Origin of the sequence: Streptococcus pluranimalium (genome assembly GCF_002953735.1) — a bacterium.
GTDB lineage: Bacteria > Bacillota > Bacilli > Lactobacillales > Streptococcaceae > Streptococcus > Streptococcus pluranimalium.
Genome location: NZ_CP025536.1, coordinates 1207062 through 1232330, shown reverse-complemented (window position 1 = coordinate 1232330; position 25269 = coordinate 1207062). Strand labels below are relative to the sequence as shown.

General features: G+C 42.8%; 24 protein-coding genes and 1 pseudogene. All 25 read left to right on the top strand.

Annotated elements, in window-relative coordinates:
* Window positions 1-36 precede the first annotated feature (36 nt).
* Window positions 37-1320: a phage portal protein gene (locus tag C0J00_RS06290; protein ID WP_104968069.1), complete on the top strand. Its 1284-nt coding sequence runs from the start codon at window positions 37-39 to the stop codon at window positions 1318-1320.
* Entirely contained in the window at window positions 1313-2011 is a 699-nt protein-coding gene (locus tag C0J00_RS06285) for a head maturation protease, ClpP-related (RefSeq protein ID WP_104968068.1), read from the top strand. The genes C0J00_RS06290 and C0J00_RS06285 overlap by 8 nt, the downstream gene beginning before the upstream one ends.
* Before the next feature lie 11 nt (window positions 2012-2022).
* Complete coding sequence (locus C0J00_RS06280) at window positions 2023-3243, top strand: phage major capsid protein (RefSeq protein ID WP_104968067.1); 1221 nt, start codon at window positions 2023-2025, stop codon at window positions 3241-3243.
* Window positions 3240-3512, top strand: a complete 273-nt coding sequence (locus C0J00_RS06275; protein WP_104968066.1) for a head-tail connector protein — start codon at window positions 3240-3242, stop codon at window positions 3510-3512. Before C0J00_RS06280 ends, C0J00_RS06275 begins: the two co-directional genes overlap by 4 nt.
* The gene (locus tag C0J00_RS06270) at window positions 3512-3856 is read left to right on the top strand and encodes a phage head closure protein (protein WP_104968065.1); all 345 of its coding nucleotides are present in this window, start codon (window positions 3512-3514) and stop codon (window positions 3854-3856) included. Before C0J00_RS06275 ends, C0J00_RS06270 begins: the two co-directional genes overlap by 1 nt.
* Window positions 3843-4202, top strand: a complete 360-nt coding sequence (locus C0J00_RS06265) for an HK97 gp10 family phage protein (RefSeq protein ID WP_104968064.1) — start codon at window positions 3843-3845, stop codon at window positions 4200-4202. Before C0J00_RS06270 ends, C0J00_RS06265 begins: the two co-directional genes overlap by 14 nt.
* Entirely contained in the window at window positions 4199-4516 is a 318-nt protein-coding gene (locus C0J00_RS06260) for a hypothetical protein (RefSeq protein WP_104968063.1), read from the top strand. The genes C0J00_RS06265 and C0J00_RS06260 overlap by 4 nt, the downstream gene beginning before the upstream one ends.
* Before the next feature lie 9 nt (window positions 4517-4525).
* Window positions 4526-5098 (top strand): major tail protein, encoded by a 573-nt coding sequence (locus tag C0J00_RS06255; RefSeq protein WP_104968062.1) that lies wholly within the window; start codon window positions 4526-4528, stop codon window positions 5096-5098.
* Between the two features lie 11 nt (window positions 5099-5109).
* Entirely contained in the window at window positions 5110-5529 is a 420-nt protein-coding gene (locus C0J00_RS06250; RefSeq protein ID WP_104968061.1) for a hypothetical protein, read from the top strand.
* A gap of 298 nt (window positions 5530-5827) precedes the next feature.
* Window positions 5828-8620: a phage tail tape measure protein gene (locus C0J00_RS06240; RefSeq protein ID WP_104968059.1), complete on the top strand. Its 2793-nt coding sequence runs from the start codon at window positions 5828-5830 to the stop codon at window positions 8618-8620.
* Entirely contained in the window at window positions 8617-9339 is a 723-nt protein-coding gene (locus C0J00_RS06235; RefSeq protein ID WP_104968058.1) for a phage tail protein, read from the top strand. Before C0J00_RS06240 ends, C0J00_RS06235 begins: the two co-directional genes overlap by 4 nt.
* On the top strand, window positions 9339-13430 hold the full coding sequence (locus tag C0J00_RS06230; protein ID WP_104968057.1) for a phage tail spike protein: 4092 nt from the start codon (window positions 9339-9341) through the stop codon (window positions 13428-13430). The genes C0J00_RS06235 and C0J00_RS06230 overlap by 1 nt, the downstream gene beginning before the upstream one ends.
* Window positions 13431-13440: 10 nt before the next feature.
* On the top strand, window positions 13441-13653 hold the full coding sequence (locus tag C0J00_RS06225; RefSeq protein ID WP_104968056.1) for a hypothetical protein: 213 nt from the start codon (window positions 13441-13443) through the stop codon (window positions 13651-13653).
* Window positions 13646-13993, top strand: coding sequence for a hypothetical protein (locus C0J00_RS06220; RefSeq protein WP_104968055.1), 348 nt, complete (start codon window positions 13646-13648; stop codon window positions 13991-13993). Before C0J00_RS06225 ends, C0J00_RS06220 begins: the two co-directional genes overlap by 8 nt.
* A gap of 3 nt (window positions 13994-13996) precedes the next feature.
* Window positions 13997-14401 (top strand): phage holin family protein, encoded by a 405-nt coding sequence (locus tag C0J00_RS06215; RefSeq protein ID WP_104968854.1) that lies wholly within the window; start codon window positions 13997-13999, stop codon window positions 14399-14401.
* Window positions 14398-15804, top strand: coding sequence for a glucosaminidase domain-containing protein (locus tag C0J00_RS10665; protein ID WP_104968054.1), 1407 nt, complete (start codon window positions 14398-14400; stop codon window positions 15802-15804). The genes C0J00_RS06215 and C0J00_RS10665 overlap by 4 nt, the downstream gene beginning before the upstream one ends.
* Window positions 15805-15935: 131 nt before the next feature.
* Window positions 15936-17192, top strand: coding sequence for a recombinase family protein (locus C0J00_RS06205; protein WP_104968053.1), 1257 nt, complete (start codon window positions 15936-15938; stop codon window positions 17190-17192).
* On the top strand, window positions 17095-18447 hold the full coding sequence (locus C0J00_RS06200) for a recombinase family protein (protein ID WP_456154326.1): 1353 nt from the start codon (window positions 17095-17097) through the stop codon (window positions 18445-18447). Before C0J00_RS06205 ends, C0J00_RS06200 begins: the two co-directional genes overlap by 98 nt.
* 355 nt (window positions 18448-18802) lie before the next feature.
* Window positions 18803-19213, top strand: a pseudogene (locus tag C0J00_RS06195) (helix-turn-helix transcriptional regulator); the annotation flags it as partial.
* A gap of 30 nt (window positions 19214-19243) precedes the next feature.
* Window positions 19244-20113, top strand: coding sequence for a nucleotidyltransferase domain-containing protein (locus C0J00_RS06190; RefSeq protein ID WP_104968051.1), 870 nt, complete (start codon window positions 19244-19246; stop codon window positions 20111-20113).
* Window positions 20094-20828, top strand: a complete 735-nt coding sequence (locus C0J00_RS06185; RefSeq protein WP_000662263.1) for a class I SAM-dependent methyltransferase — start codon at window positions 20094-20096, stop codon at window positions 20826-20828. The genes C0J00_RS06190 and C0J00_RS06185 overlap by 20 nt, the downstream gene beginning before the upstream one ends.
* 32 nt (window positions 20829-20860) lie before the next feature.
* On the top strand, window positions 20861-21724 hold the full coding sequence (locus C0J00_RS06180; RefSeq protein WP_002294505.1) for an aminoglycoside nucleotidyltransferase ANT(6)-Ia: 864 nt from the start codon (window positions 20861-20863) through the stop codon (window positions 21722-21724).
* A 43-nt stretch (window positions 21725-21767) separates the two neighbouring features.
* On the top strand, window positions 21768-22187 hold the full coding sequence (locus C0J00_RS06175) for a phosphoribosyltransferase family protein (RefSeq protein WP_233995828.1): 420 nt from the start codon (window positions 21768-21770) through the stop codon (window positions 22185-22187).
* 41 nt (window positions 22188-22228) lie between these two features.
* A complete protein-coding gene (locus tag C0J00_RS06170) occupies window positions 22229-23062 on the top strand; it encodes a hypothetical protein (RefSeq protein WP_233995827.1) in 834 nt (277 codons plus the stop codon).
* A 722-nt stretch (window positions 23063-23784) separates the two neighbouring features.
* Window positions 23785-24849, top strand: coding sequence for a hypothetical protein (locus C0J00_RS06165; protein WP_104968050.1), 1065 nt, complete (start codon window positions 23785-23787; stop codon window positions 24847-24849).
* Window positions 24850-25269 lie beyond the last annotated feature (420 nt).

The following is a 25269-nucleotide window of genomic DNA, read 5'->3' as shown; positions in this document are numbered from 1 at the left end:
TGGAGGTGCTTTTTCTCATGTAGAAAAGGAGGACCTATGGGAATTTTAGAATGGATCGGTTTGAAACGTGTGAGAGACAAACCGCAAAATGCTTATGAGGGGCAGGATTTTTCCTACCTCTTTGGTCGGACAACTAGTGGTGAGAACGTGGATGAGTTCAAGGCCATGCAGACGACGGCAGTCTATGCCTGTGTAAGGATACTGGCTGAGGCCATTGCCTCTCTCCCCCTTCATGTTTATGAGCGGACAAAGACAGGTAAGCTACGAGCTGTAGAGCATCCGCTCTATGCTCTATTACATGACGAACCAAACCCAGAGATGACCTCCTTTGTCTTTCGGGAGACACTCATGAGCCATTTACTGATTTGGGGCAATGCTTATGTTCAAATTATCCGAGAAAGAAGTGGGAAGGTGATGAGCCTTTACCCACTTTTGCCTGATAAGATAACGGTCCACCGAAATGATAAAGGGGAGCTGTTTTATGTCTATGAGCGACAGACAGAGGAAAATCCCAACTTCAAGGATAGGGGGAAGGTCGTTCTTCAAGCAGAAGATGTGCTTCATATCCCTGGTCTTGGTTTTGATGGCTTAGTCGGCTATTCTCCGATTGCTCTTGCTAAGAATACCATAGGGATGACCCTAGCCACTGAGAACTATGGGGCCTCCTTCTTTAAGAATGGAGCCAATCCAGGCGGTGTCTTGGAACACCCAGGTATCCTAAAAGACCCCAAGCGGGTCCGTGACTCTTGGAATGCAGTCTACAATGGGGTGTCAAATGCCCACAAGGTGGCTGTTTTAGAAGAAGGGATGAAGTACACTCAGATTGGAATTCCACCTGAAGAGGCCCAGTTCTTACAGACTCGAAAATTCCAAATCAATGAGATTGCTCGTCTCTACCGAGTACCTCCTCATATGGTGGGGGATTTGGAGAAGTCATCCTTTTCAAATATCGAGCAACAGTCCCTCGAATTTGTCAAATATACGCTAGACCCTTGGGTGGTTCGTTTTGAACAGGCACTCAAGCGGTCTCTTTTTTTACCCGAAGAGAAGAAGCGATTCTTTGTCAAGTTCAATGTGGACGGTTTGCTACGAGGGGACTACCAGAGTCGGATGAACGGCTATGCGATAGCCCGACAGAATGGTTGGCTTTCCACCAATGATATCCGAGAGCTAGAGGATTTGAACCTCTTGACGGAAGAAGAGGGTGGCAATCTCTATCTTATCAACGGAAACATGACCAAACTAAAAGATGCAGGAGGCTTTATGAAGCAGGAAACGACACCTTTTGAACCACCAACAGAGGAGGAAAATGATGCGTAAATTTTGGAATTTTACTGATGAACCGCAAGGTCGAACCCTTCGGATTGAGGGGCAGATTGCGGATGAAACTTGGTTTGGGGATGAAGTGACACCCCAAATCTTTAAGAGTGAACTTTTATCAGGAAAGGGTGACTTGACCCTCTGGATTAATTCCCCAGGAGGTGATGTCTTTGCGGCAGCTCAAATCTATAACATGCTGATGGATTATCCAAGTGATGTCCATGTCTACATTGATGGCTTGGCCGCAAGTGCTGCTTCGGTCATTGCGATGGCTGGCACTACAGTGTCTATGAGTCCTGTTGCCATGATGATGATCCATAACCCCTGGACAGTTGCTCAAGGTGAGGCTCGTGATATGGAGAAGGTCATTACCATGCTCTCTGAAATCAAGGAGTCCATCATCAATGCCTATGAGTTGCGGACAGGTCTCTCACGAACTAGACTCTCTCACCTTATGGACAGTGAGACTTGGTTCAATGCGAAAAAGGCTGTCGAGCTTGGCTTTGCAGATACCATTCTTTTCTCTAAGGATGAGAAGAAAGATGATACAGGTGCTGCCTTTGCCTTCAGTAGAGTCTCATCTCAAAAAGATTTGATGGTGAAACTCCAAACCAGCTTGACTCTGACACCCCAACAACCGTCTATCCCATTCAATCAGTTGGAAAAACGATTGAACTTGCTTAAACCCTAAAGGAGAAACACATGTCTAAGATTTTAGAACTAAAAGAAAAACGTAACATTGCTTGGGAAGCTGCCAAGGCTTTCCTAGAAAATGCTCGTAAAACCGATGGTCAGGTATCTGCCGCAGATGCAGAGGCCTATGACAAGTTGGAAGAAAAAGTGGTCAACCTTGGCAAAGAGATTGAACGCTTGGAGCGTCAAGAAAAACTGGACAAGGAATTGTCTCAACCAGCTGCTCAGGCTCTAACCAGTCAGCCTTCTTCCAAAATCCCTGAACAGGATGAGGAAGAAGAGGCTGATGGTATTGCATCAAAAGCCTATACCAAAACCTTCTGGTCCAGCATCCGCAAACGCCATTTCTTTGATGTCAAAGATGTGCTGCGTGTTGGCGAAGATTCAGAAGGTGGCCATCTCGTACCAGATGAGTATGAGAAGAAACTAATCCAGGGGCTTCAGGAGGAGAACTTCGTCCGCCAATTGGCCACAGTGATTAAGACCTCTAGCGGCGAACGAAAAATCCCTGTTGTCACTGGACACGGGACGGCTTCTTGGTTGGATGAGAACGGTCTGTACCCTGAAAGCGATGAGGTCTTTGGTCAAGTGACCCTTGATTCCTTCAAAGTTGGTACAGCCATCCGCATTTCTGAAGAATTGATAAATGATTCGGTCTTTGATTTGGAGTCCTATATGACGGCAGAGTTTGCTCGTCGTATTGGTACGGAAGAAGAGAAGGCCTTTTTGATTGGGGATGGCTCCAAGAAACCAACAGGTATCTTCACCACAGCTGAAGTGACTGGCCCTACCACAGCCACCAAGGACATCACTTTTGACGACATGATTGAACTCTACCATGCCCTGCCTGCTCCTTACCGTAAGAATGCTGTCTGGATTCTCCATGACACGACGGTCAAAGCCATTCGCAAACTCAAGGACAACAACGGGAACTACATCTGGCAGCCATCAACCCAAGTTGGCCAACCTGACATGATTCTGAACCGGCCGTATTTCACATCAACCTTTGCGCCCCTTCCTGAAGCAGGAAATAAGGCCATTGCCTTTGGAGATTTTAGCTATTACTGGATTGCGGACCGTCAGGGACGCACCTTTAAGCGGCTCAATGAACTCTATGCGGCCAATGGTCAGGTTGGTTTCTTGGCCAGTCAACGAGTAGATGGTAAATTGGTGCTTCCTGAAGCCGTTAAAACCTTGACTGTCAAAGCTGGATCGAGGTCAGGTGGATGAGGCTAGAGGACATCAAGCTCTATCTCAAGGTAGAACATGATGAAGAGGACATTCTCTTGTCCTCTTTATTGTCTACCAGTAAGCAGCTCTGCTTGGATATCTTGCGAAAAGAGCAGGATGACCTTGATGACGAGGAAGTTGCTGTTTTTGAGACTGCAGTCCATTATGGTGTCGCCTATCTCTATGAACACCGAGAGAAAGCCAATCATAAGGAACTGAAAGAAACCCTCTATCATCTCTTGTTGTCAAACCGTAAGGAGGCTTTTTAATGGAAATAGCTGGGTTGCGAGAACGAGTGAATTTTGAGGTTGCTGGTCATTACCAGGATGAACTTGGAAATGACCAGTCGACCTTTCAGTTGCTTTTTAGTCGTTGGGCCAAGGTAGAGCCTCTGTCTAGTCGTGAACGGGAGGCTCTTGGTTTAGTTGAGATTGAAGAAGTCATTTCGGTGCTACTTCGATATGACAAGGCTATTGCGTCCTTGGATACCAGGCAGGTTCGTTTAGTTTTTGAGGGCAAGGTCTATAACATTCAATCGATGGAGAATTTAGGCTTTGAAGATAAGACTATCCGCTTAAGGGTAACGAGGGAGGTGAGTTATGAACAACCTTGATTTAGCATCAGCCATTGAAGCTGAGTTATCAGACTACGTAGATGATGTCACGGAAGTCATGCGACAGGCTGTTCTTGATGTCACAGACCAGGCTGTTGAGACCTTGAAGGTTACCTCACCGAAAAGGCGTGGGAAGTATGCCAAAGGTTGGACATCAAAAGTCATAGAGGATAGCCCGACAGGCCTCGTTAAGACGGTTCATAACAAGACGGCAGGACTAACCCATTTGCTTGAAAATGGACATGCTAAGGCAGGTGGTGGTCGAGTGGAGGGGATTCCTCATATCGCACCTGCGGAAAGGGAAGCCGTCCGTCAATTAGAAAAGCGATTGGAGGACAGGCTATGAGCTTAAAAGACTTTTATCGACTCATCAAAGTTCTCGGCTATCCTCTAGCCTATCACCATTTTGAAGAAGGGCGGGTTCTTAGCCCGCCCTATCTTTTGTATTGGGTATCAGGTTCTGAAAATAAGGGGGCAGATAACATGGCCTACCATAAGCAAGAAGAAGTATTGCTTGAAGTTTACACCAAGATAAAGAACCTCGATTTGGAAGGTCAGGTAGAGGCCTTACTCGATACGCATCGCATTTACTTTGACAAGGTAGAAACCTATCTCACCACTGAGAAACTTTACCAAGTCACCTATCACATCACACTTTAAGGAGGCCTTATGCCAACAGAAAAGAACAAAGTAACCTTTGGTCTTCAAGATGTCCACTGGGCAGAAGTGACCAAGGAAGCCGCAGATGGTGCTCTGACTTATGGCAAAATTGAACGCTTAAGAGGAGCTGCGGAATTGACCTTGGAACCTACGGGCGAGTCAGGTTCTTACAAGGCAGATAATATCAACTTTTATACCACTGAATCCAATGATGGCTATCAGGGAACGCTTAAGATTGCCCTCTTATCTCAAGAATTTCTGACACGAGTTTTGGGAGAGACCATTGAGACCACTTCAAAAGTTATGACCGAATCCGCAAGCAGCGAGAAGAAGAATTTCGCCCTCATGTTTCGTTTTGAAGGGGATAAGAAAGAGACGCTTCATGTTCTTTATTATTGCTTTGCCAGTCGTCCTAAGTTTGGCTCTAAGACCAAGAATGGTGCAGACATTAACGAGGTGGAGTTGAACTTCTCAGCCAGTCCACGACCCTTGGACAAAGTGGTGCGTCGTAAGACGACAGAAGACACCCCAGATGAGATTCGCAACAACTGGTTCAAAGCTGTTTATGAACCTGCAGGATAGAAGGAGAAGCCATGAAACAAACCATACAACTGGCAGGTCGAACCATTCATTTAGCGACCAATGCCTATACACCGATTGCTTATAAGGAACAATTTGGCAAGGACTACTTCCAAGACCTCTTTCAGATGTTACAGGGAAAGGCCATTTTAGATAAGGTCTCCAATTTGCAGGAGGGCGAAGAATTGACCGCCAAGGATGTTGATATCTCAGTCCTCTCCGACTTTGATATGACTTTTTTTCATCGACTCTTTTGGACCTTTGCCAAGTCTGCCAACCCTAAGATTAAGGGCTATGAAGCCTATTTCATGGATTTAGAAGAATTTCCTTTGGAGGATGTTGGGCCTGTTCTGATGAATATGCTTAGCCAATCCATGTCGACCAGAAAAAAGTCGATGGCTCGCCAGAAGCGAGCGAGGAGAGCTTCACGGTAGAATCCTACCTGTCCTGTTGTAAGGAAACAGGTCTGTCCATAGACGACCTCAAGCACCTCTCTCTGGGTATGGCACTCGATTATCAGACCGACTATGTGCTTCTTCGGACACAGGAACAAAGCACGACAAGAAAGGCGACTCAAGCTGACTTTGACAGTTTTTAGAACAATTGAGAATTGAACACGGGCTAAAAGCTGTGTAAAAAAGAGAGATGGACTCTGGTGTAAGCACCATTCGTCAATCTCCTGTTTTTACTTTGCTTTTACGCCCTTTGTATCTTGACGAAAGGAGGACAGTCATGGCAGGCAAGATTAAGGGCATTACCATTGAGATTGGTGGCGATACCCAACCCTTACAGAAGGCCTTACGTGGGGTAACAAAAGAATCGCAAGAAGCCTCTAAGGAATTAAAGGCTATTGACAAGGCCTTAAAATTTGATACTGGCAATGTAACCCTCCTTACTCAGAAACAGGAGGTTCTTCAAAAGCAGGTCACAGCAACCAAAGAGAAGCTGGAGATTCTTCGACAGGCCCAAGGTCAGGTGGAACGCCAATTTCAAAATGGAGAGATTGGGGCTGACCAGTACCGTGCCTTTAAGCGAGAGCTTGAGGTTACCCAAAGCGTTCTGAAGACCTATGAGGGTCAACTGGCAAGCGTCACAAAGTCGATGTCTAGTCATGGGGACACCACTCAGGCGGTTAAGACCAAATTATCAGGGCTTCAGGACGAACAAAAGCGACTGGCATCTGAAAGTGAAAAGCTAGTATCGTCTTTCAAGCTTCAAGAAAGTCAACTGGGAAAGAACGCTAGTGAATCGGAAAGACTGGCCCTAGCTGAAAAGAAGGTTGCTTCACAAAGTGACCTACTGGAACGCCAGATAAAGAACCTAGATCAACAACTGGACCTCACCAAGCAGTCTTATGGTGAAAACTCCGTCGAAGCAAATAAGATGGAGACGCAACTGAATCAAGCAAAAGAGAGTCTGGCCAAACTTAATGATGAGTTAAGGGAGACAGGAGGTGCTTCTGACCAGGCCCAGGACGGGATGGAAACAGTCGCCAACACGCTTCGTGCAGAGGCACTTGCGACTGTCGGTGATAAGATGGGTGAGCTGTCCCAACACTTGCTTGATATTGGTTGGAAGGGTATGGAAGCAGCGGCGGGACTCCAAGCTAGTCAGGCCCAGTTTGCGACAGTTTTTGGAGAACTTGAAGGCCAAGCAAGGTCCAGTCTCAATAAGATTGGATCAGACCTTCAGATTGTCCCTGAACGCTTACAGGGAAGTTTTACCCAAATGGCCGCATTTGCCAAGACCTCTGGACTGGATACTGCAGCAGCCCTTGATTTGACTGAACGAGCAACTAGGGCTGCCGCAGATGGGGCTGCCTTTTATGACAAATCGATTGAAGAAGTCACCGAAAGCCTGCAGTCATTTTTGAAAGGGAACTTTGAAAATGATGCGGCATTAGGTATTTCTGCGACAGAAACGACTCGTAATGCCAAGGCCAATGAACTGTATGGGGAGTCTTTTAATAAACTCTCAGAGTCTCAGAAACAGTTGACCCTTCTTGCCATGGTGGAGGATGGAAACAAACTCTCTGGTGCTCTTGGTCAAGCTAGTCGAGAGGCGGATGGTTTCGAGAATGTCTTGGGCAACCTCAAGCAATCAGGTGAGAATGCCCTGTCAGCTTTGGGTCAACCGATTTTAGAAGCCATGATTCCACTGTTTCAACTGGCCACTCAAGTGATCCAGTCCTTAGCAATATGGTTTGGGAATTTGGCTCAACCTATCCAAGAAGCGGTTGTGCTCTTTGGGGCACTGCTAGCAGGTATTGGTTTAGTGCTCCCCATATTCCTGAGTCTTCAAGTAGCGGCTGCGGCTTTAGGAACAAGTGTTGGAGCCATGTTAGTGTCCTTTTTACCTGTAGTAGGGACGATTCTAGGTATTGCGGCTGCCATAGCCGTACTGGTGGTTGGGGTAAAGCACCTCTGGGAGACAAACGAGGGATTTCGAGATGGTGTGCTGTTGGCCTGGCAGGTCATTTCTGATACCATCACCCAATTTACCAATCAGGTCATTTCGTTTGTGATGACGCTGTGGGGTCAGCTGACCACCTGGTGGCAGGAAAATCAAGCCCTCATTCAAGAAAGTGCTCAAGTGGTGTGGGCTTCCATACAGGCTGTGGTTGAAACGGTCATGAGTTTTCTAGGTCCCTATCTTGAGGCTGCACTTGCCAATCTACAGTTGATTTTTACCACCTCATTTGAGGTCATCAAAACCATTGTGAGTGCTGCACTAGATTTTGTCCTCGGCATCGCCAAAGCAACCATGCAGTTATTGACGGGTGATTGGTCTGGTGCACTTGAGACCTTGAAAGTCACTTTTGAGCAGGCCTGGCTTACCATTCAATCTGTTGCACAGATTATTCTATCGGCTCTAGTTCAATACATTTCCAATTGTTGGTTGGCGGTCCAAACGACCCTAAGTGGTATTTTCTCTGGCATCGTTTCACTTTGTTCCAGTATCTGGCAGTCTATTTCTTCAACGGTCACCAGCGTTCTATCCGGGATTTCTAGTACAGTGTCCTCTACTTGGCTTGGCGTGCAACAGACCATTTCCAATGCCATAAATGGGGCGAAGGAAGCAGTCTCCTCTGCCATAAATGCTATTAAGAACCTCTTTAACTTTAAATTCCAATGGCCGCATATCCCGCTTCCCCACTTTAGTATTTCAGGTTCCGCAAATCCTCTGGACTGGTTAAAAGGTGGCTTGCCAAGTATCTCTGTGGCCTGGTATGCCAAGGGAGGGATTTTGACTAAGCCAACTGCTTTTGGGATGAATGGGAATCAACTCATGGTTGGTGGCGAAGCAGGTCGTGAGGCCGTCTTGCCACTTAACCGTTCAACCTTGGGTGAGATTGGCCGAGGAATTGCGGAGACAATGGGGCAAGCGCCGATTACCGTTTCGGTGACCATTAGTGATACTGTGGTTCGTGAAGAAGCAGATATTGTCCGCTTGGCAGATGAGGTTGCTAGACGACTTAGCCAAGCCCTTGAGCGAGAGAAAGGATTGAGAGGAGGATGCGCATGATTAGACACAATGCTTTAACCATCGGTGGGGTTTCAACCAGCTCCTTCCCTTTTAAGGTTCTTGTTGAAGAAGGTCCTACCTATGAGGTAAGTGATTCTAAAACCAAGCTCTTGGAACATGACGGGATTAGTGGAGCTCTGGTTCAAAGTAACCGTCAACGAGGCCTGATGAGGTTGGCCTATACCCTCTACTTGGTGAAACCCACAGAGGCACAACTCTACCAGTTCCTCAGTCTGTTTACAAAAGAAGGTTTTTGGCTGGAGCGAGAACAGGTGAAAACGACCAAGCTCTGGTGTTATCGAGTAGAGGCTGTCTCTAGTCAGAAGGATAAACTAGGCGTGATGGTGGTGTCCGTGACCTTTGTTTGTCACCCAACAAAATACTTTAAGACCCTGGACCGTCAGGCGTTTAATGGAAATGGAGCTTTGCGTTTACAAGGGTCAGCACTTGCCTTTCCTAAGATTACGCTCAGTGGTTCTTCAAGCGGTGAGACACGCTTTACTCTTGGTGACCAGGTTATCGTTTTGTCACGCCTCAGTGAGTCGTTAGTTATGGAAAATAATCCGCAACACCCCTCCTTTTTAACCAGTAGGGGACAAGCTGTCCAGTGGTCAGGAGATTTTATCACCCTAGATCCCAGTCAAGGGACTTCGGTCGGTATTGTCTTGGGTCCTGGGATTTCATCCTTAGTGATTGAAACGGTTTGGGGGTGGGCTTGATGTTATTTCTTTTGGATAAAACCAGTCAAACCAGTCGGTGGAATGGCCTGCCTTTACATGAAGCGAGTTCAGCTGTGGTATCTGAAACCCTAAACGGTGATTTCAAACTGACCATGTCCTATCCCTTGTCAGATACTCAGGTCTATCAATTACTCGAAACAGACAAGATCATCAAGTCACCAGTTCCATTATTGGGTCAACAACTCTTTCGTATTCGAGAGGTGGTAGAAGGTGATGATGCAGTAGAGGTTGTGGCTTATCACATCACAGATGATATCATGAGACGCTCTATCAAACCACTTGCTCTTGTCCAAGTCGGTTGTCAGACGGCACTCAGTCAAGTTGTCGCACAGAGTAAGACCTCTTTGGCCCCTTTCTCTTTGTCGAGTGATATTTCTAGTCTCCATACCTTTAACACGGATAAAGCAGAGACCCTTTATTCCGTTTTGATGGATGGTAAACACTCACTTGTTGATACTTGGGAAGGTGAGCTGGTTCGGGATAACTTTTCCTTAGCCATTAAGGCAAGACGTGGAGAAGACCGAGGTGTTGTCATCTCCACCCATAAGAATTTGAAGCGGTATGAGCGAAAACAGGGGAGTCAGTCAGTTATTACTCGACTTCATCTTCGCTCAACTATCAAGGAGGGAGATGATGAACGTGTTCTCTCTCTGACCTTAGATAGCCCATTTATTAACCACTACCCTTATATCCAAGAAGCAGAGTTTGAGAATAACAATCTCAAGACGCTTGATGAGCTTCGACAATGGGGTGAGGCTAAGTTTAGGTATGAGAACATTGATAAACCAAGCGATGCCATTACCATTGAAGCTTACGAACTTGATGGCCAAGTCGTTCATTTGGGCGACAGGGTTCACATCAAGAGTCGGAAACATCGAGTGGATTTATCCAAACAGGCCATTGGCTATGAGTATAATGCTTTAACCAAGCAGTATATTTCCTTAACTTTTGACGATAAGGCTTCTGTTGGTGGGTCATCGCTGTCCAGTCCACTGTCCAGTTTTGCGAAAGAGGTGCTTAGTGCAGCAGATACTGCTCAAGAACTAGCCATTAAGGAAGCTGTGGAAAATGCCAATCGAGCCTTTGAGGCGACTTTTGCAAAAGAAAAGGAGGCCTTAGAATCAGGGATTGACCTCGCAAAGAGTAGGGCAGAAGTCGTTAAGGCTGAAATAATCCAGAAAATTGCTCAAGTGGAAGACCAAGCGCAAGACTTATCTCGGCAAGTCGTGGCCTCAGAGACCAGAGCCAATCAGCTCCTCCAACAAGTCGGAGTGTCCACTTCACTTGCGACAGCTGCCAAAGAGGCGGCTGATAGCGTTAGGCAGGAATTGGTGAGACAACTGGTGAGTTTGGCCACTAAGGAGAGTGTCTCTGATTTGAATCGAAGCCTTGATGATGCCAAACGTGACCTTTTAGCTAAGGGTAACCAATTGACTGGTCTTGTGAGGGAGGTGACACAACTTCAAACGGACGCTGGTGGATTGAGAACAACAGTCACTCAACTGGATCGTACAAAAGCAGGGTTGAGCCAACAAGTTCAGACCTTGGAACAAGACTTGAATGGCACGAAACTGAGCCTTAAAAACATCTGGGTGGGTGATCGAAACCTCTTGTCTGATACTGAGAAGATGAGTGACCAAACTCCTAAACGAAACACGAATGGGAGTTTGGCAACCATGTTTGGTCGAGCGGTTAAGCAAGTACTTCAGCCTGCCAACAGTACCTCTGTTATCGAAGGCTACAGGCGTGCGACTACCATTGCTCTATACGGGGATAAGGAATTGATAGTTTCCTTTTATGCTAAGGCTTCTACTCGTGGACAAGTTATCAGATGCCAGCTTTTAGATAACCGTCAGATAGTTAAAACGGCTGAAACCTCTACTGGTCACCGGTCAGAAACGAGTGATGGTTTAGTTACATTTCCTATAACGGATGGTTGGTTGAGGTATTGGATTCGTTACACCTTTAAGCAAGGATGCTATGATAAACCGATAGTTGTTTTAGGTAGCCTTGCAGGGGATAACCCTAGTCAAGAGAGATGGGTGGAGGTTAACTCTCCAGCCGTTTATCAGGGTCATCATAACAAAGATTGGTCGCCTTCAGAGGTAGATATTAAAACGGAGATGGCTGATTACCAACAGACAATTAGTCGTAACTTGGCTGAACTCTCTGGCCAAGTTCGAACAGTTGATGGTGGGTTAACAAGCCTTAAGACGAGCTATGACCAGACCAAGGAAGGGATTAAGCTCTTAGCAACTAAGACAGAAGTGAGTGGCCTTACTGGGCGGTTGACAACTGCCGAGACAACGCTCACCCAGCAAGCAGGTTTGATTAGTCAACGCTTGACCAGTAGCCAGGTGGAGAGTCTTGTCACAGGTAAGGGTTACCAGACCAAATCCCAGGTTGATAGTAACATCGCAGGCAAGGGGTATCAAACCAAGGCTCAAGTCGACAGTAACATCACTGGACGGGGTTATCTGACGTCGAGTGCTCTTTCTGGTTATGTTCCATCGACCACCTTTGACAACTACAAGCGTGAAACAGCTCAAGCGATTGAACGAGGCTTGACTGAGACGAGGAATCTGATCCCGACCAAGACAAGTTCGGTTAATCTGGTCTTAAATTCTAGGCTTAATGAATCCTCCAGTAATTATGGTTTTGGGACAAGACAGGTAACGCTTGAAGCAGGAAAAACTTACTATTTTACTGCTCGTGCCAAAAAGACAGGTGGAACGAACGACAAGAAAACTATTATCTTTTTGTTCAGCACGGGCTGGACAGAAAGTTATCGACTTGAGTTTACGACTACAAGTTATGAAACCAAGAGCATAAAGGTGACACCTCGAACAACAGGTGTCTTTTCTATTTCCTCTTATTGGTCACCCAGTGGAGGAGATCGAAGTGGCACAGCTGATGTGGAATGGTACCTAGTAGTGGAAAGTGAACTTGAACCAACAGCTTGGTCTCCACATCCGAGTGATTTGACACTAGCTACGGATTTTAACCGGGTGAAAGAGACAGCTCAATTGTACGAGCGGATCTTGGGTCGAACGGAGGGAGATGTGACGACCAATATGGCTCGTCAAGTCATGACGAGTTCCCTATTTCAAACTGAGGTCAAAAATCCTCTAACCACTGCGACCACTAAGGTGCAACAACTTTCTGATTCTTGGGCAGTTAAATATCTGTCTGATAGTGGGACAGTATTGAGCCAACTAAATGTCAATACCGGTGGCGTGAAAATCCAAGGACGCTTGATTCACTTGAATGGGCAGACCCTTATTGACAATGGGGTAATCAAGAACGCCATGATTGAAAGCCTTCATGGTGGGAAGATTACGGCAGGTTCTATCACATCAGTTATTCTTGCGGCAGAAGCTGTCACGGCAGATAAGCTGAAAGTAGATCAGGCCTTCTTTAATAAGCTCATGGCTAATGAAGCCTATTTGAAGCAACTCTTTGCGAAGAACGCATTTATTACCCAAGTCCAGGCAGTTACCCTGTCAGCCAATAAGATTTCTGGAGGTGTCCTGACTGCCTTAAACAACGCTATGAGCATCAACCTCAACCAGGCAAACATCACCTTTAATAGTGATGCGACGGTAACATTTAATTCCTCCAATAATGCATTGGTGAGACGCAAAGGAACGCACACAGCTTTTGTCCATTTCAATGATGTGACGTCATCAAGTGATGGAGGGGTTGGAAGTCTTTATGCCTCTATTGGGGTAACTTCATCTGGAGATGGTATTAATTCTGCCTCATCAGGACGTTTTTGTGGAGCAAGGTTCTTCCGTGGGGCAAGAGGGACAGCTCATACGGCCACGGTTGACCAGGCAGAATTCTACGGTGATAGTATTATCTTGAAAGATGATTTTTCACTAGGCCGAGGGTTCAAGTTTACCCCAACCACCATCGGCAGCATGATTGATATGAACTATCTTGTCGGAGCTGTCAGAGCACTGGCAAGGTGCTGGATTCATTGGAATAATATCGGCTGGGATCCTAATAATATGGATATGCGACGAGCCGTTATTAACGAATACAACAACCACATGAAAGATTTATAAGGAGAACGATATGAACGACCAATTACTCATCCAAGCTCTTCGCTTAACCATTTCTGACTTGACCGCAAAGTTGGCAGATGAGTTGACGACTAAGCAAATTTTAGCCATTCAATTGGCAGAAAGTCAAGAAATCAATCAGGCATTAGGCGCAAAGGTTGCAGAGCTTGAAGCCTTACTTGAAGGAGCAACACAACCACAGACAGGAGGAAACCACGATGACTAAAGAAATCATTCAGGATAGTTTTGAGCAGGCTCAGGTAAATGAGCCTTTTGATTTGGCAACAGCCTTAGCTTATATGAACACCTATGGGGAGTTTATTCGTTGTGTCAAGGGTGACCTTGATTTTTACTTTTACAAGGTCACAGAACAACGCCCCATTTGGGTGGAAGGCCGTCGCCAATGGGTGTCGATAGAGACAATGAAGACTAGCACCCAGTGGCAAGGGGCCGTCCCGCAGTTGGACATTTCTCTCTTAAATGAGAAGTGTTTCTACTTGATGCGGTTTACTGAAACCGGTGAGCCGATTTGGGAACGCCCATTGACATCTTTGGAAGTGAGGTAAATGATGAAATCAATTATGACCGTTAATCAACTGTTGTTTTCCACTATTGGAGGGCTAATTGGCCAAGTCTTTGGCAAGGTCGATGGCTTCGTCTTTGCCTTAGTGGTCTTTGTGTGCATCGATTATATGACAGGACTTATGGCAGCTGTTGTTGAAAAAAAGCTATCCAGTAGGATTGGCTTTAAGGGCATCTTCAAGAAGATTGTCTTATTTTTCCTGGTTGCTGTTGGACATATCATTGATACTCGTCTCATACAGACTGGAACCAGCATAAGAACAGCAATCATTTTCTTCTATTTGAGTAACGAGGGCTTATCCATTTTAGAGAATACGGTAAGGATTGGCTTGCCTATCCCAAGGCAGTTGAAAATTATACTCAAGCAATTTAAGGAGGACTGTGACAAATGAATTTTTTAGACCAGATTAAAGAAGACTGTTTGGCAGGATGGGAACAGGGGATTTTACCTTCTGTCTCAGCTGCACAAGCCGTTTTAGAAAGTGGTTGGGGTCAGTCAACTCTTGCCCAATACCCAAACCATAACCTCTTTGGCATTAAGGCTAGTGAGGATTGGAAGGGGAAGGTTGTCCGGCTACCTACTCAGGAGTTTCGTCAAGGGAAAATGGGGACTGAGGTCGCAGCCTTTCGGAAATATGATTCATGGGCAGAGTCCATTATGGATCATGCGGTCTTTTTCTCGTCGACCGACTGGCGACGTAGGAACTATGCGGCAGTCATTGGGGAGAAGGCTTATCGCAAGGCATGTTTAGCTTTACAAGCTGCAGGGTATGCGACAGATCCCAACTATGCCGAGAAGTTGATAGGGATTATTGAACAACACCGTCTCAATGACTGGGACAAAGCAATTACAAAACAAAAAGGAGAAAAGAAAATGGGTAAACATTTAGTGATTTGTGGACACGGTAAGGGTCAGTCTGGATATGATCCAGGAGCGGTCAATCGTTCGTTAGGGATTACAGAAGCGGACAAGGTGCGTGAGTTCGCTCAGTTGATGGCAATCTATTCAGGTAATCAGATTGACTATATCACAGACCAAAATGTCTATGATTATCGGAGCTTAGGTAGCATTGGCAAGGGATATGACTCCATTACAGAGCTTCATTTCAATGCCTTTAATGGCCAGGCTCGTGGAACTGAAATTTTGATTTATGCAGGCTATCAACCTGATGCTTTGGACCAGAAACTTTTAGCAGCTCTTTCTAGTCGCTTCACTAATCGAGGCATTAAGAAGGTGGATTGGCTCTATAATGCCAACGTCGCCGCCAGCAAAGGCTACAACTACCGATTGGTGGAGATTGCCTTTATCGATAACAATGCGGACATGGCCATTTACGAGGCACATAAGCGGGTTCTGGCCAAGGAGTTTGTACAGGCTATTACAGGTCAGGTGTCTGCCATTCCCAGTTTCCCCAGTTCAGGCTCCCAGTCTGGTGCTCGCTATCACCTTGGGGATAGTGTTCGGGTGGAGAAGCATGCGACGCATTATCAAACAGGACAGCCAATGAAAGGTTTTGTGAAGGGGAAGGTCTACAAAGTCCTTAAGGTAAAGGCAGTGAATCAATCTAAGAGCAAGCAGGCGTATCTTTTAGAAGGAATTAACTCTTGGGTATTGGAGCAAGATTTAGCACCTTCAACTGTCGGTCATAGTGAACAAACCTATACCGTTCAAAAAGGCGACACTTTATCAAGCATTGCCAAGCGTTTTAAGACGACTTACCAAGACCTGGCACGCATTAACAGCATTCCTGACCCTAATCGTATCAAGGTTGGGCAGGTTTTAAAGTTGGTTTAATCGCACCTTATTTTTGAAATAAAGATGCCGTTTGAATAGCTCAAAAACGGCATCTTTTTACTTATATTTAAGCCCTTATGACTTGATAAATAAAGGTTTTAGAGTGATATATAGTGGTAGGAGGAAAACAGATGACGGTTCGAAAAATTGAATCTAAAACAAGGAAACCGAAGCGATTACGGGTTTGTGCCTACGTTCGAGTATCGAGTATGGAAGAAGAACAACTAGCCTCGTTTGAGAACCAAATCGCCTACTATCACAATCACTACAAGGAAAGAAGCGATGTCGATTTTATTGGTGTGTTTATGGATAGGGGGATTTCAGGTAAGAAAACAGCTCGACCAGAATTTCAACGGATGTTGGAGCTTTGTCGGCAAGGTAGGATTGACTTTATTCATACCAAGTCCATTAGTCGATTTGCACGAAACACGGAAACCATTCTGAGTGTCAGCCGTGAGTTGAAACTCTTGGGAGTAGACATCTTCTTCGAAGAGCAAAACATCCATACTCTCTCTTCAGAAGGAGAGGTCATGTTAACAGTTCTAGCTTCCTATGCGGAGGAGGAGTTAACCAGCCACAGTTTTAACGTGAGATGGGGCTATCAGAAGAAGTTCCAACGAGGTGAATTCCATATTAATGCCAAACGGTTCTTGGGCTATGATGTCGAAGATGGGCAGTTGGTTATCAACCAAGAAGAAGCTGAGATTGTAAGATATATTTTTGAATCTTATGTTTCAGGAAAAGGGGCAAATCGTATTGCCAAAGAACTAAATGCCAACAAGGTTCCTACAGTAACCAATCGTCAGTGGCACGAAAGCACCATCCGAAATTTATTAAGTAACGAAAAGTATAAGGGGGATTGGCACTTTCAAAAATTCTATACCCCGTCCCTTGGTCACCAATCGCAACTGAATCAAGGACAGGTGGATAGCTATTACATGGAAGACCACCACCCAGCTATTGTTTCCAAAGAATTGTGGCAACAAGCCCAGGAGTGCCGACAGAGGCGAAATGGGACAACAAACCCAGCGGATTATGCCAAACGCTATCCCTATACAGGAAAGCTCTTCTGCCCTTACTGTAAGAAAAGCCTACGCCGACAGCTTCCCTATCGCACCCCCACTTGGATGTGTGCGACTTATCTTAAACAGGGGAAGTCAACCTGCGAAGGTATTAAAATCAAAGAGTCCTTATTGGATAGTTGGAAACTGGACTTAACAAAACAATACACCATCAAAAAGAAGGAGAACGACCGTGGCAAAGCAGATTACACTTATACCTGCCAAGAAGGTGCAGGTGGAGACAACACACCAACTCAAACCCAAGTTGAGGGTGGCCGCCTATTGTCGAGTGTCCACCGACCAAGACGAACAGCTATCAAGTTATGAGAACCAGGTGCAACATTACCAAGATTATATCGCCCAGCAAGATGACTATGACTTGGTAGATATTTACACCGACGAGGGGATTTCAGGAACCAATACCAAGAAGCGTGAGGGGTTTAACCGTATGATAGCAGACTGCAGGGAAGGCAAAATTGACCGCATCCTAGTCAAGTCTATTTCTCGATTTGCGAGAAACACCTTGGACTGTATCAAGTATGTCCGTGAACTCAAGGAGCTTGGGATTGGGGTCACCTTTGAAAAGGAGAACATCGATAGCTTGGACGCCAAGGGCGAAGTGCTTCTTACCATTTTGTCCTCCTTAGCACAGGATGAATCACGCTCCATTTCAGAGAATGCGACCTGGGGGATTAGAAAACGGTTCGAGCGAGGAGAAGTGCAAGTCAATGCGACAAAGTTCATGGGTTACGACAAGGATGAAGAGGGTAAACTCATCATCAACCCAGAACAAGCCCAGGTGGTAAGGGATATCTATGAGTTGTATATGGATGGCTACAGTCCAGAGCTTATTGCAAGGTATTTCAACAAGGAAGGCGTCAAGGGTTGGTCAGGCAAGGCAAACTGGTGTCCAGGAGCCATTCTCAAGATGCTTCAGAACGAAAAGTACAAAGGTGATGCCTTACTCCAGAAGACCTATACCGTTGATTTTTTGACCAAGAAACGGATTCAAAATGATGGACAGGTAAACCAATACTATGTGGAAGATAGCCATGAGGGTATTATTGATGAGGAAACTTGGGAGACTGTTCAATTAGAAATCGCCAGGCGTAAAACCTACCGAGAAGAGCATCAGCTCAAGTCCTATATCATGCAGAGTGAGGACAACCCCTTTACCACCAAGGTGTTCTGCGGAGCCTGCGGGTCAGCCTTTGGACGGAAGAATTGGGCAACCAGCCGAGGGAAACGTAAAGTTTGGCAATGTAACAACCGCTATCGCATAAAGGGTGTTGAAGGGTGTTACAGTAGCCATTTGGATGAGGCGACACTCGAGCAGATTTTTCTACAGGCATTAGAGCTACTAAGCGAGAACATTGATTTGCTTGATGGCAAGTGGGAGAAAATCTTAGCAGAGAATCGCCTACTGGATAAGCACTACAGCATGGCATTGAGTGACCTGCTTAGGCAGGAGCAGATTGACTTCAACCCTTCAGACATGTGTCGAGTGCTAGACCATATCAGGATAGGACTTGATGGTGAAATAACCGTTTGTTTCCTGGAAGGAACTGAGGTAGATTTATAAATCAAACGAAAGGCTGTAACTACACTGGGAAACCATTGTGGTTACAGCCTTTTTTGCGTTTTTGTGGTAAAATGATGAATGAACAGTATCAAATCGTTATCGGCAAAATTTTACAGTTAGGATGATAAATAATGAATAAAACAGTGATGAACGACGAAATATTATATTGCTTATAAAGCACCATTCATAGAGAAAATTTACGCTGAAATAGGACTATGAAAAATCTAAGTTTATCGAACTTAGCAAACTATAAGTTTCTAAGAGATAAAACCTATAAAACTTGTACGGATATTGTAGGGTAGGAAAAGAAATCTTCCTCTATACTAAAATAAACCGAAAGAAAAGGGGGATCGAAGTGAATATTATCAAGTCGTTTAACAATACGATTGATTATCTTGAAACAGTTCTTGATGATGAAATTGACGAAAAGAAAGTAGCACAGCTATCCGGATATTCGTATTCGATGTTTAGTCGCTTGTTTTCTATTCTGACCGAAACAACGCTCTCAGAATATTTAAGAAGCAGAAGATTGACGGAAGCAGCAGTTATTTTAAGAGATACGGACGAAAAGATTATTGATGTTGCCTTCAAATTCGGATATGAGTCATCGGATTCGTTTGGAACAGCTTTTAAGAATTTTCATGGATTTACTCCTTCAGAGGTAAGAAACGGGAAACCATTCACATTAGTATCACGAGTGCAATTATCACTCAGTGTAAGAGGAGGAAGAAGTATGAATATTACAATTCAAAAGAAAAAATATTTTGTCTTTAATCGATAAAAGGGGTGTGTTCGTATGGTAGACAATGTAATTCAAATTGTAACAGAGAAATTATCTTCTTTGCCTTGCATAGGAGGCATTGTATTAGGGGGTTCACGGGCAAGAGGCACCCATACAGAGACTTCTGATATAGATATAGGAATCTATTACAATTCAGAATCATTTGACCTGACAGCGATTAATCAAATTGCTACAGAATTGGATGATGAGAATAGAAATGACCTTGTTGTACCTCCCGGAGCGTGGGGTGATTGGATTAATGGCGGCGGATGGTTAGTTATAAACGGGTATCATGTTGACTTGATTTTACGTGATATAAAACGGGTGGAACAAATAATCAAAGATACAGAGCAAGGAATTGTTACTGCCAATTATCAGACTGGGCATCCCCATGGTTATATAAGTGCTATGTATCGTGGAGAATTGGCGATCAGCAAGATACAATATGCTAAGAATGAAAGCTTATGCGAATTAAAAAAACAGGCAGAAACTTATCCCAATGCTTTGCAGAAAAGTTTAGTTAACTTTTTTATGTTTGAAGCAGGGTTCTCTTTAATGTTTGTAAAAGCAAATTCGGGAACAGACGATAAATATTATATTGCGGGTCATGTTTTTCGTATAGTTTCATGTTTAAATCAAGTGTTATTTGCATGTAATAATGCTTATTGTATCAACGAAAAGAAAGCTATAAAACTGCTTGAAACTTTTGAACATAAACCTGAAAAATATACCGAGAAGGTAAATCATATTTTTGAAGTACTCGGTATCTCACTTTTTGAATGCTACGACATGACCGAGAAGCTTTATAATGAAGTGAATGAAATTGTATCGGAGATAAATAACTTTTTAAACGAGGAGAGTTCAGATGAAAGAAAACAAATATGATGATAATATATTTTTTCAAAAATACAGTCAAATGAGTCGCTCGCAGAAAGGACTGGCTGGTGCGGGAGAATGGGAGACTTTGAAAAAGATGCTACCTGATTTTAAGGGTAAGCGTGTGCTTGATTTAGGATGCGGCTATGGATGGCACTGTATATATGCGATGGAAAACGGTGCTTCCTCTGTAGTAGGTGTTGATATTTCTCATAAAATGCTCGAAGTAGCAAAAGGAAAAACCCATTTTCCACAGATTGAATATGAATGCTGTGCCATAGAAGATGTGGATTTCCCAGAGGAGAGCTTTGATGTAATACTAAGTTCGCTTGCGTTTCATTATGTAGCAGACTATGAGAATTTAATAAAAAAGATATATAGGATGCTGAAGGCTGGTGGCAATTTAGTTTTTACAGTTGAACATCCTGTTTTTACTGCTCATGGAACACAAGACTGGTATTATAACGAAAAAGGAGAAATACTGCATTTCCCGGTGGACAATTATTATTATGAGGGCAAACGGACAGCTATGTTTTTGGAAGAAAAGGTTACAAAATATCATAGAACACTGACCACATATCTAAATACACTGCTTTCAAATAGTTTTATAATAAATCAGATTGTGGAGCCACAGCCGCCAGAGAACATGATGGATATTCCGGGGATGGCGGATGAAATGCGACGCCCAATGATGCTGATTGTGTCGGCAAAAAAGAAGATGTAATAATATAGAAAAAATAAACGAGGAGTATGTAAATGAGATCAGAAAAAGAAATGATGGATTTAGTACTTTCTTTAGCAGAACAGGATGAACGTATTCGAATTGTGACCCTTGAGGGGTCACGCGCAAATATTAATATACCTAAAGATGAATTTCAGGATTATGATATTACATATTTTGTAAGTGATATAGAACCGTTTATATCTAATGATGACTGGCTTAATCAATTTGGGAATATAATAATGATGCAAAAGCCGGAGGATATGGAATTATTCCCACCTGAAGAAAAGGGATTTTCCTATCTTATGCTATTTGATGATTACAATAAAATTGATCTTACCTTATTGCCCTTGGAAGAGTTAGATAATTACCTAAAGGGCGATAAATTAATAAAGGTTCTAATTGATAAAGATTGTAGAATTAAAAGGGACATAGTTCCGACTGATATAGATTATCATGTAAGAAAGCCAAGCGCAAGGGAGTATGATGATTGCTGCAATGAATTTTGGAATGTAACACCTTATGTTATTAAAGGATTGTGCCGCAAAGAGATACTGTTTGCAATCGATCATCTGAACCAGATTCTACGGTTTGAACTACTTAGGATGATGTCGTGGAAGGTTGGGATAAAGACAGAATTTTCATTAAGTGTTGGGAAAAATTATAAGTATATTAACAAATACATTGATGAAGATCTATGGAATAGATTATTATCTACATATCGCATGGATTCCTATGAAAATATTTGGAAGTCATTATTTATATGCCACCAATTGTTCAGGGAAGTGTCCAAAGAGGTAGCAGAACTACTGGGGTTTGATTATCCAGAGTATGGTAAGAACATAACAAGATATACCGAGGACATGTATAAAAAATATGTTGAAAATGACTATTTTTAAAGATTAGCAAAGATTATTAACCATAAGCAAGGGGTGTAAATGTATGGAAAGTACTGATGTTATAAATGAAATTAGAGGTATATTACCTCGTAACTCAATTGGAAAATATGATTTACTAACTATTTTTACACATAAAACCGTTTTTGATAAAATTGTAAAAGTACTATCATTGGATTTTCAAAATAAAGTAGATTATGTGGCTGCCCCAGAAGCAATTGGATGGATACTAGGCACTGCCATAGCCAAAGAACTTGGAGTGGGGTTTATTGGAGTAAGAAAAGGTGATAAGCTGCCATACGCAAAAGAAGAGATTATTTCGACACATTTTACCGACTATTCAGGTCAAGATAAAAGCTTTGAAATATCTAAGAGTTCTATTGTGAGGAACAAAAGAGTTTTGATTGTAGATGATTGGATAGAGACAGGTTCTCAAATGAAGGCTTTAATGTGTTCACTTATATAAACGATTTGTATCGGAGAAGAAATGTACCGGATAAGGAAAATTTGATTAAATTTTTAAATGAAATAAAAACAAAACGTTTAACAAATAACATATCAACGGCATTAATGGAAAGATATACTACCCCGATAAATTCGGAGTTGTTAGCTAAAATGATTGAAAGTTATGTTTATTTTGATAGTGTTGAATTTGATGTGTTTCAATCAAATGTACCTCAGGCTCTAGAGCAAGACAAATATATTTGGATGAGAGAAATTTGGGATGATGCACACACTTATCTAGACAATGATGAAGAAATACAACATTATGAAGCGGTTTGTTGTTATATATTGAAAGCATTTATTTTGAAAAACACAAAAAATCTTTCTACAGAATCTAAAATAGCTGAATTTAAACGCTATTGTTTTGAGGAGTTATGTGTATTTTTAGAGTTGGAAATGCCTCTACTAATATTGTATTTGAAAAATGATAGTTCGGTTCAAGAAGTGTTTAAAAAGTTGCAGATTGGGGCTAAGCAGCTAGTAAATAAAATACATAATATAGCATGGGATATTTTTCATATAAGATTATTAGAGCAAAGTATTTTGTTTGATTGTATGGCAGATACAGAAGTTGTATATCTTCATTATTTTGCAACTGCGGATTCTGGATTAGCTGAGGTACTTCGAGCTAATCCTATTAAAATGCTAGTTTATTATGATAAAAATCTTATCTCTATACGTAGATATAGTAGCTTGGATTTTTTCACTCAGGATGAGTTAGATTCTTATAATGCTCAATCAAAAGTTAAATGGCGTTTGGCAGCACTTCAGAGTATTGATTTCGGTTCTGTAAAGAAGGGGTTGATTGGCGAACTAGAGGATTTGCTTACGAAATAATTTGTTATAATTTTCGTTCCACAGTATAATTCAAAAATCTCTTTCACTCCCTTTCGTCTATTAGTATAGAAGAAAGCTCTCAGCACATGTTGAGGTAGTTGGTTTGCTGGTAAAAGCCTAGAAACGGTTGAACGAAAGCATTATTAAAAGCCTTGGAGACAAGGCTTTTTACGTTTTGGTGGGGTAGTATCAGAGTGACTACCTCAGTTGAAGGGGGAGGTGACCTATCCTGAAATCTGAAGCAGAATACTCTTTGTGCTCTTTTATTTCAAGGCACAAGGCTGAAAAGGTTCACTGAACCTTTTCACTCCCGTAGACGCAAGGGGGGACATGGGGTAAGGAGTATTAGGGGATAGATGTCCTCCCTCTAATTCGATAGCTTATAATCTTCTTTAAGTAGAGTTCTTCTTTAACTTTTCTAAGTGTAAACAAGTTTATAATAGTTATTATTCATTTCTAAACAAGAAGTAAAAATGCTCTCCTTAAGGAGTTCTTTAAAACGTTGCTTAAAATGGAATGATATAGCAGCAAGCATTGATAGGATGGCAAATACTAGTATAACAATTTCGGAGGATGGGCAAATAACAGTCAGATTTTTAGAAGGAACTGAGGTAGACTTGTAAATGACTGTGACCGAAAGGTTGCAGTTTATTGCGTTGTTTCGTGGTATAATAGGGTCAACAGAAAAAGTATGATTTGATGCTAGATGTGGGAGTATTAATATGGGTAAGTGGATTTGTCAATGTGGGTATCCGATGAATAATCATTCTGCTCCGGATCCGAACGCTTTTTCAATATATTCGGATGAGTTGTGGGAAGAAATAACAGATACCGCTGATGAAAATAATAAAATTGATTACTACGATATTTCTGATGCTTCGTACTATGCTTGGCAGTGCCCTAAATGTCAAAGTTTGATGGTATTCGGCGAGGATGAGAATCCTAATCGATATACATTTTATAAGCGGATAGATTTAGATAGTAGTGAAGGGAAGCAAGCTACAGTTCAAAGTTCATCAGACATAGTTTATAGAGTTGCATCGGTCACTTTCTCAGAGTTTGGTGAGGAATATTCCTATATCTGTGAGGATGAATCAATCAAGGAGGACCATTATGTGGTTGTACCTGTAGGTATCAATAATGTCGAAAAAGTTGCTCATGTTGTAAAAATACATCAGGCTACGCAAGACGATATCTCTTATCCAATTAACAAGTTGAAACATGTGATTAAGCGCTATTCTGATTTTGATAAAGAGAGAGCAGAGAAAATTGCAGCTGAATTAGTAACGTCAGGTCGATGTTTAGAATTAGATGTTTTTTCAAAATCAGTAGTAGCAGATGACTATTTTGATATATTGAACAATAAACTTGGGCACTGGTGGTTGGAATTGAATGGCGTTCCTATCCCAATGAAGGTTACCCTCTTAAATGCCAACTATGAAAAATACTACGTTGACTGTGCTATACATATCAAGCCTTTCAAGATGAATTATAGTACTTTCCAATCTTTGAAGTTATGTACTGATTTTGAGATAGATGCTGCGAGATGGGTCGATGTCATTTCTGATGAGTATGTCTGGGGAAATTCCTGGGAATTGGATGGTATCGAGTTTGGGATTACCTGTGAGGAATCGCCTGAAGAGGATGAAGTGACACTTGGTAAATACAGTCGTGTTCCATATTATGACGATTGGCACCTAGATTGGAGCGAGAGATATGGTTTTAATGTGGCTTGGAAACCACATGAATCTGATGAAGACTTGTCGGTAGACTTTTACATTTCTTAGACTAATAAATCCGTTCAATAATATAATGATAAAGCCTACCTCATTCTTTAGTTGGGATTATGTATTTGGAGGGTTACTGTTATCTTTAGTTATGACGATATTACTAGGTAGATTTCAAAAGGGAGTAGTATCTAAGAGTTAACCAGAAGTGATACAAATCTTTTTCAGTATATGAAAGCTTATGATATTTTTTTAGAGGGGAATCTGTACTATTTTGGGCTAAGAAGTGTTACAATCAATGGGAAACCAGCAAATAAAAGGGAACATACTATTTCAGATAGACAAGTGCTGTTGGAAAATATTTCTTTAGGTATTATTTGAATATCTTCAGGACCAAGACAAAGATCGTGTGAAAAGGGTCATTGATATTGATTTAAAGATGAAGAAGCTTGAGAATGAACAGTTGAATAAAGCTTATAA

What these genes read in the sequence shown, in the direction of transcription:
- C0J00_RS06290 (WP_104968069.1), top strand. Translation starts at nt 37, where the DNA reads ATGGGAATTTTAGAATGGATCGGTTTGAAACGTGTGAGAGACAAACCG.
- C0J00_RS06285 (WP_104968068.1), top strand. Translation starts at nt 1,313, where the DNA reads ATGCGTAAATTTTGGAATTTTACTGATGAACCGCAAGGTCGAACCCTT.
- C0J00_RS06280 (WP_104968067.1), top strand. Translation starts at nt 2,023, where the DNA reads ATGTCTAAGATTTTAGAACTAAAAGAAAAACGTAACATTGCTTGGGAA.
- C0J00_RS06275 (WP_104968066.1), top strand. Translation starts at nt 3,240, where the DNA reads ATGAGGCTAGAGGACATCAAGCTCTATCTCAAGGTAGAACATGATGAA.
- C0J00_RS06270 (WP_104968065.1), top strand. Translation starts at nt 3,512, where the DNA reads ATGGAAATAGCTGGGTTGCGAGAACGAGTGAATTTTGAGGTTGCTGGT.
- C0J00_RS06265 (WP_104968064.1), top strand. Translation starts at nt 3,843, where the DNA reads ATGAACAACCTTGATTTAGCATCAGCCATTGAAGCTGAGTTATCAGAC.
- C0J00_RS06260 (WP_104968063.1), top strand. Translation starts at nt 4,199, where the DNA reads ATGAGCTTAAAAGACTTTTATCGACTCATCAAAGTTCTCGGCTATCCT.
- C0J00_RS06255 (WP_104968062.1), top strand. Translation starts at nt 4,526, where the DNA reads ATGCCAACAGAAAAGAACAAAGTAACCTTTGGTCTTCAAGATGTCCAC.
- C0J00_RS06250 (WP_104968061.1), top strand. Translation starts at nt 5,110, where the DNA reads ATGAAACAAACCATACAACTGGCAGGTCGAACCATTCATTTAGCGACC.
- C0J00_RS06240 (WP_104968059.1), top strand. Translation starts at nt 5,828, where the DNA reads ATGGCAGGCAAGATTAAGGGCATTACCATTGAGATTGGTGGCGATACC.
- C0J00_RS06235 (WP_104968058.1), top strand. Translation starts at nt 8,617, where the DNA reads ATGATTAGACACAATGCTTTAACCATCGGTGGGGTTTCAACCAGCTCC.
- C0J00_RS06230 (WP_104968057.1), top strand. Translation starts at nt 9,339, where the DNA reads ATGTTATTTCTTTTGGATAAAACCAGTCAAACCAGTCGGTGGAATGGC.
- C0J00_RS06225 (WP_104968056.1), top strand. Translation starts at nt 13,441, where the DNA reads ATGAACGACCAATTACTCATCCAAGCTCTTCGCTTAACCATTTCTGAC.
- C0J00_RS06220 (WP_104968055.1), top strand. Translation starts at nt 13,646, where the DNA reads ATGACTAAAGAAATCATTCAGGATAGTTTTGAGCAGGCTCAGGTAAAT.
- C0J00_RS06215 (WP_104968854.1), top strand. Translation starts at nt 13,997, where the DNA reads ATGAAATCAATTATGACCGTTAATCAACTGTTGTTTTCCACTATTGGA.
- C0J00_RS10665 (WP_104968054.1), top strand. Translation starts at nt 14,398, where the DNA reads ATGAATTTTTTAGACCAGATTAAAGAAGACTGTTTGGCAGGATGGGAA.
- C0J00_RS06205 (WP_104968053.1), top strand. Translation starts at nt 15,936, where the DNA reads ATGACGGTTCGAAAAATTGAATCTAAAACAAGGAAACCGAAGCGATTA.
- C0J00_RS06190 (WP_104968051.1), top strand. Translation starts at nt 19,244, where the DNA reads ATGGTAGACAATGTAATTCAAATTGTAACAGAGAAATTATCTTCTTTG.
- C0J00_RS06185 (WP_000662263.1), top strand. Translation starts at nt 20,094, where the DNA reads ATGAAAGAAAACAAATATGATGATAATATATTTTTTCAAAAATACAGT.
- C0J00_RS06180 (WP_002294505.1), top strand. Translation starts at nt 20,861, where the DNA reads ATGAGATCAGAAAAAGAAATGATGGATTTAGTACTTTCTTTAGCAGAA.
- C0J00_RS06175 (WP_233995828.1), top strand. Translation starts at nt 21,768, where the DNA reads ATGGAAAGTACTGATGTTATAAATGAAATTAGAGGTATATTACCTCGT.
- C0J00_RS06165 (WP_104968050.1), top strand. Translation starts at nt 23,785, where the DNA reads ATGGGTAAGTGGATTTGTCAATGTGGGTATCCGATGAATAATCATTCT.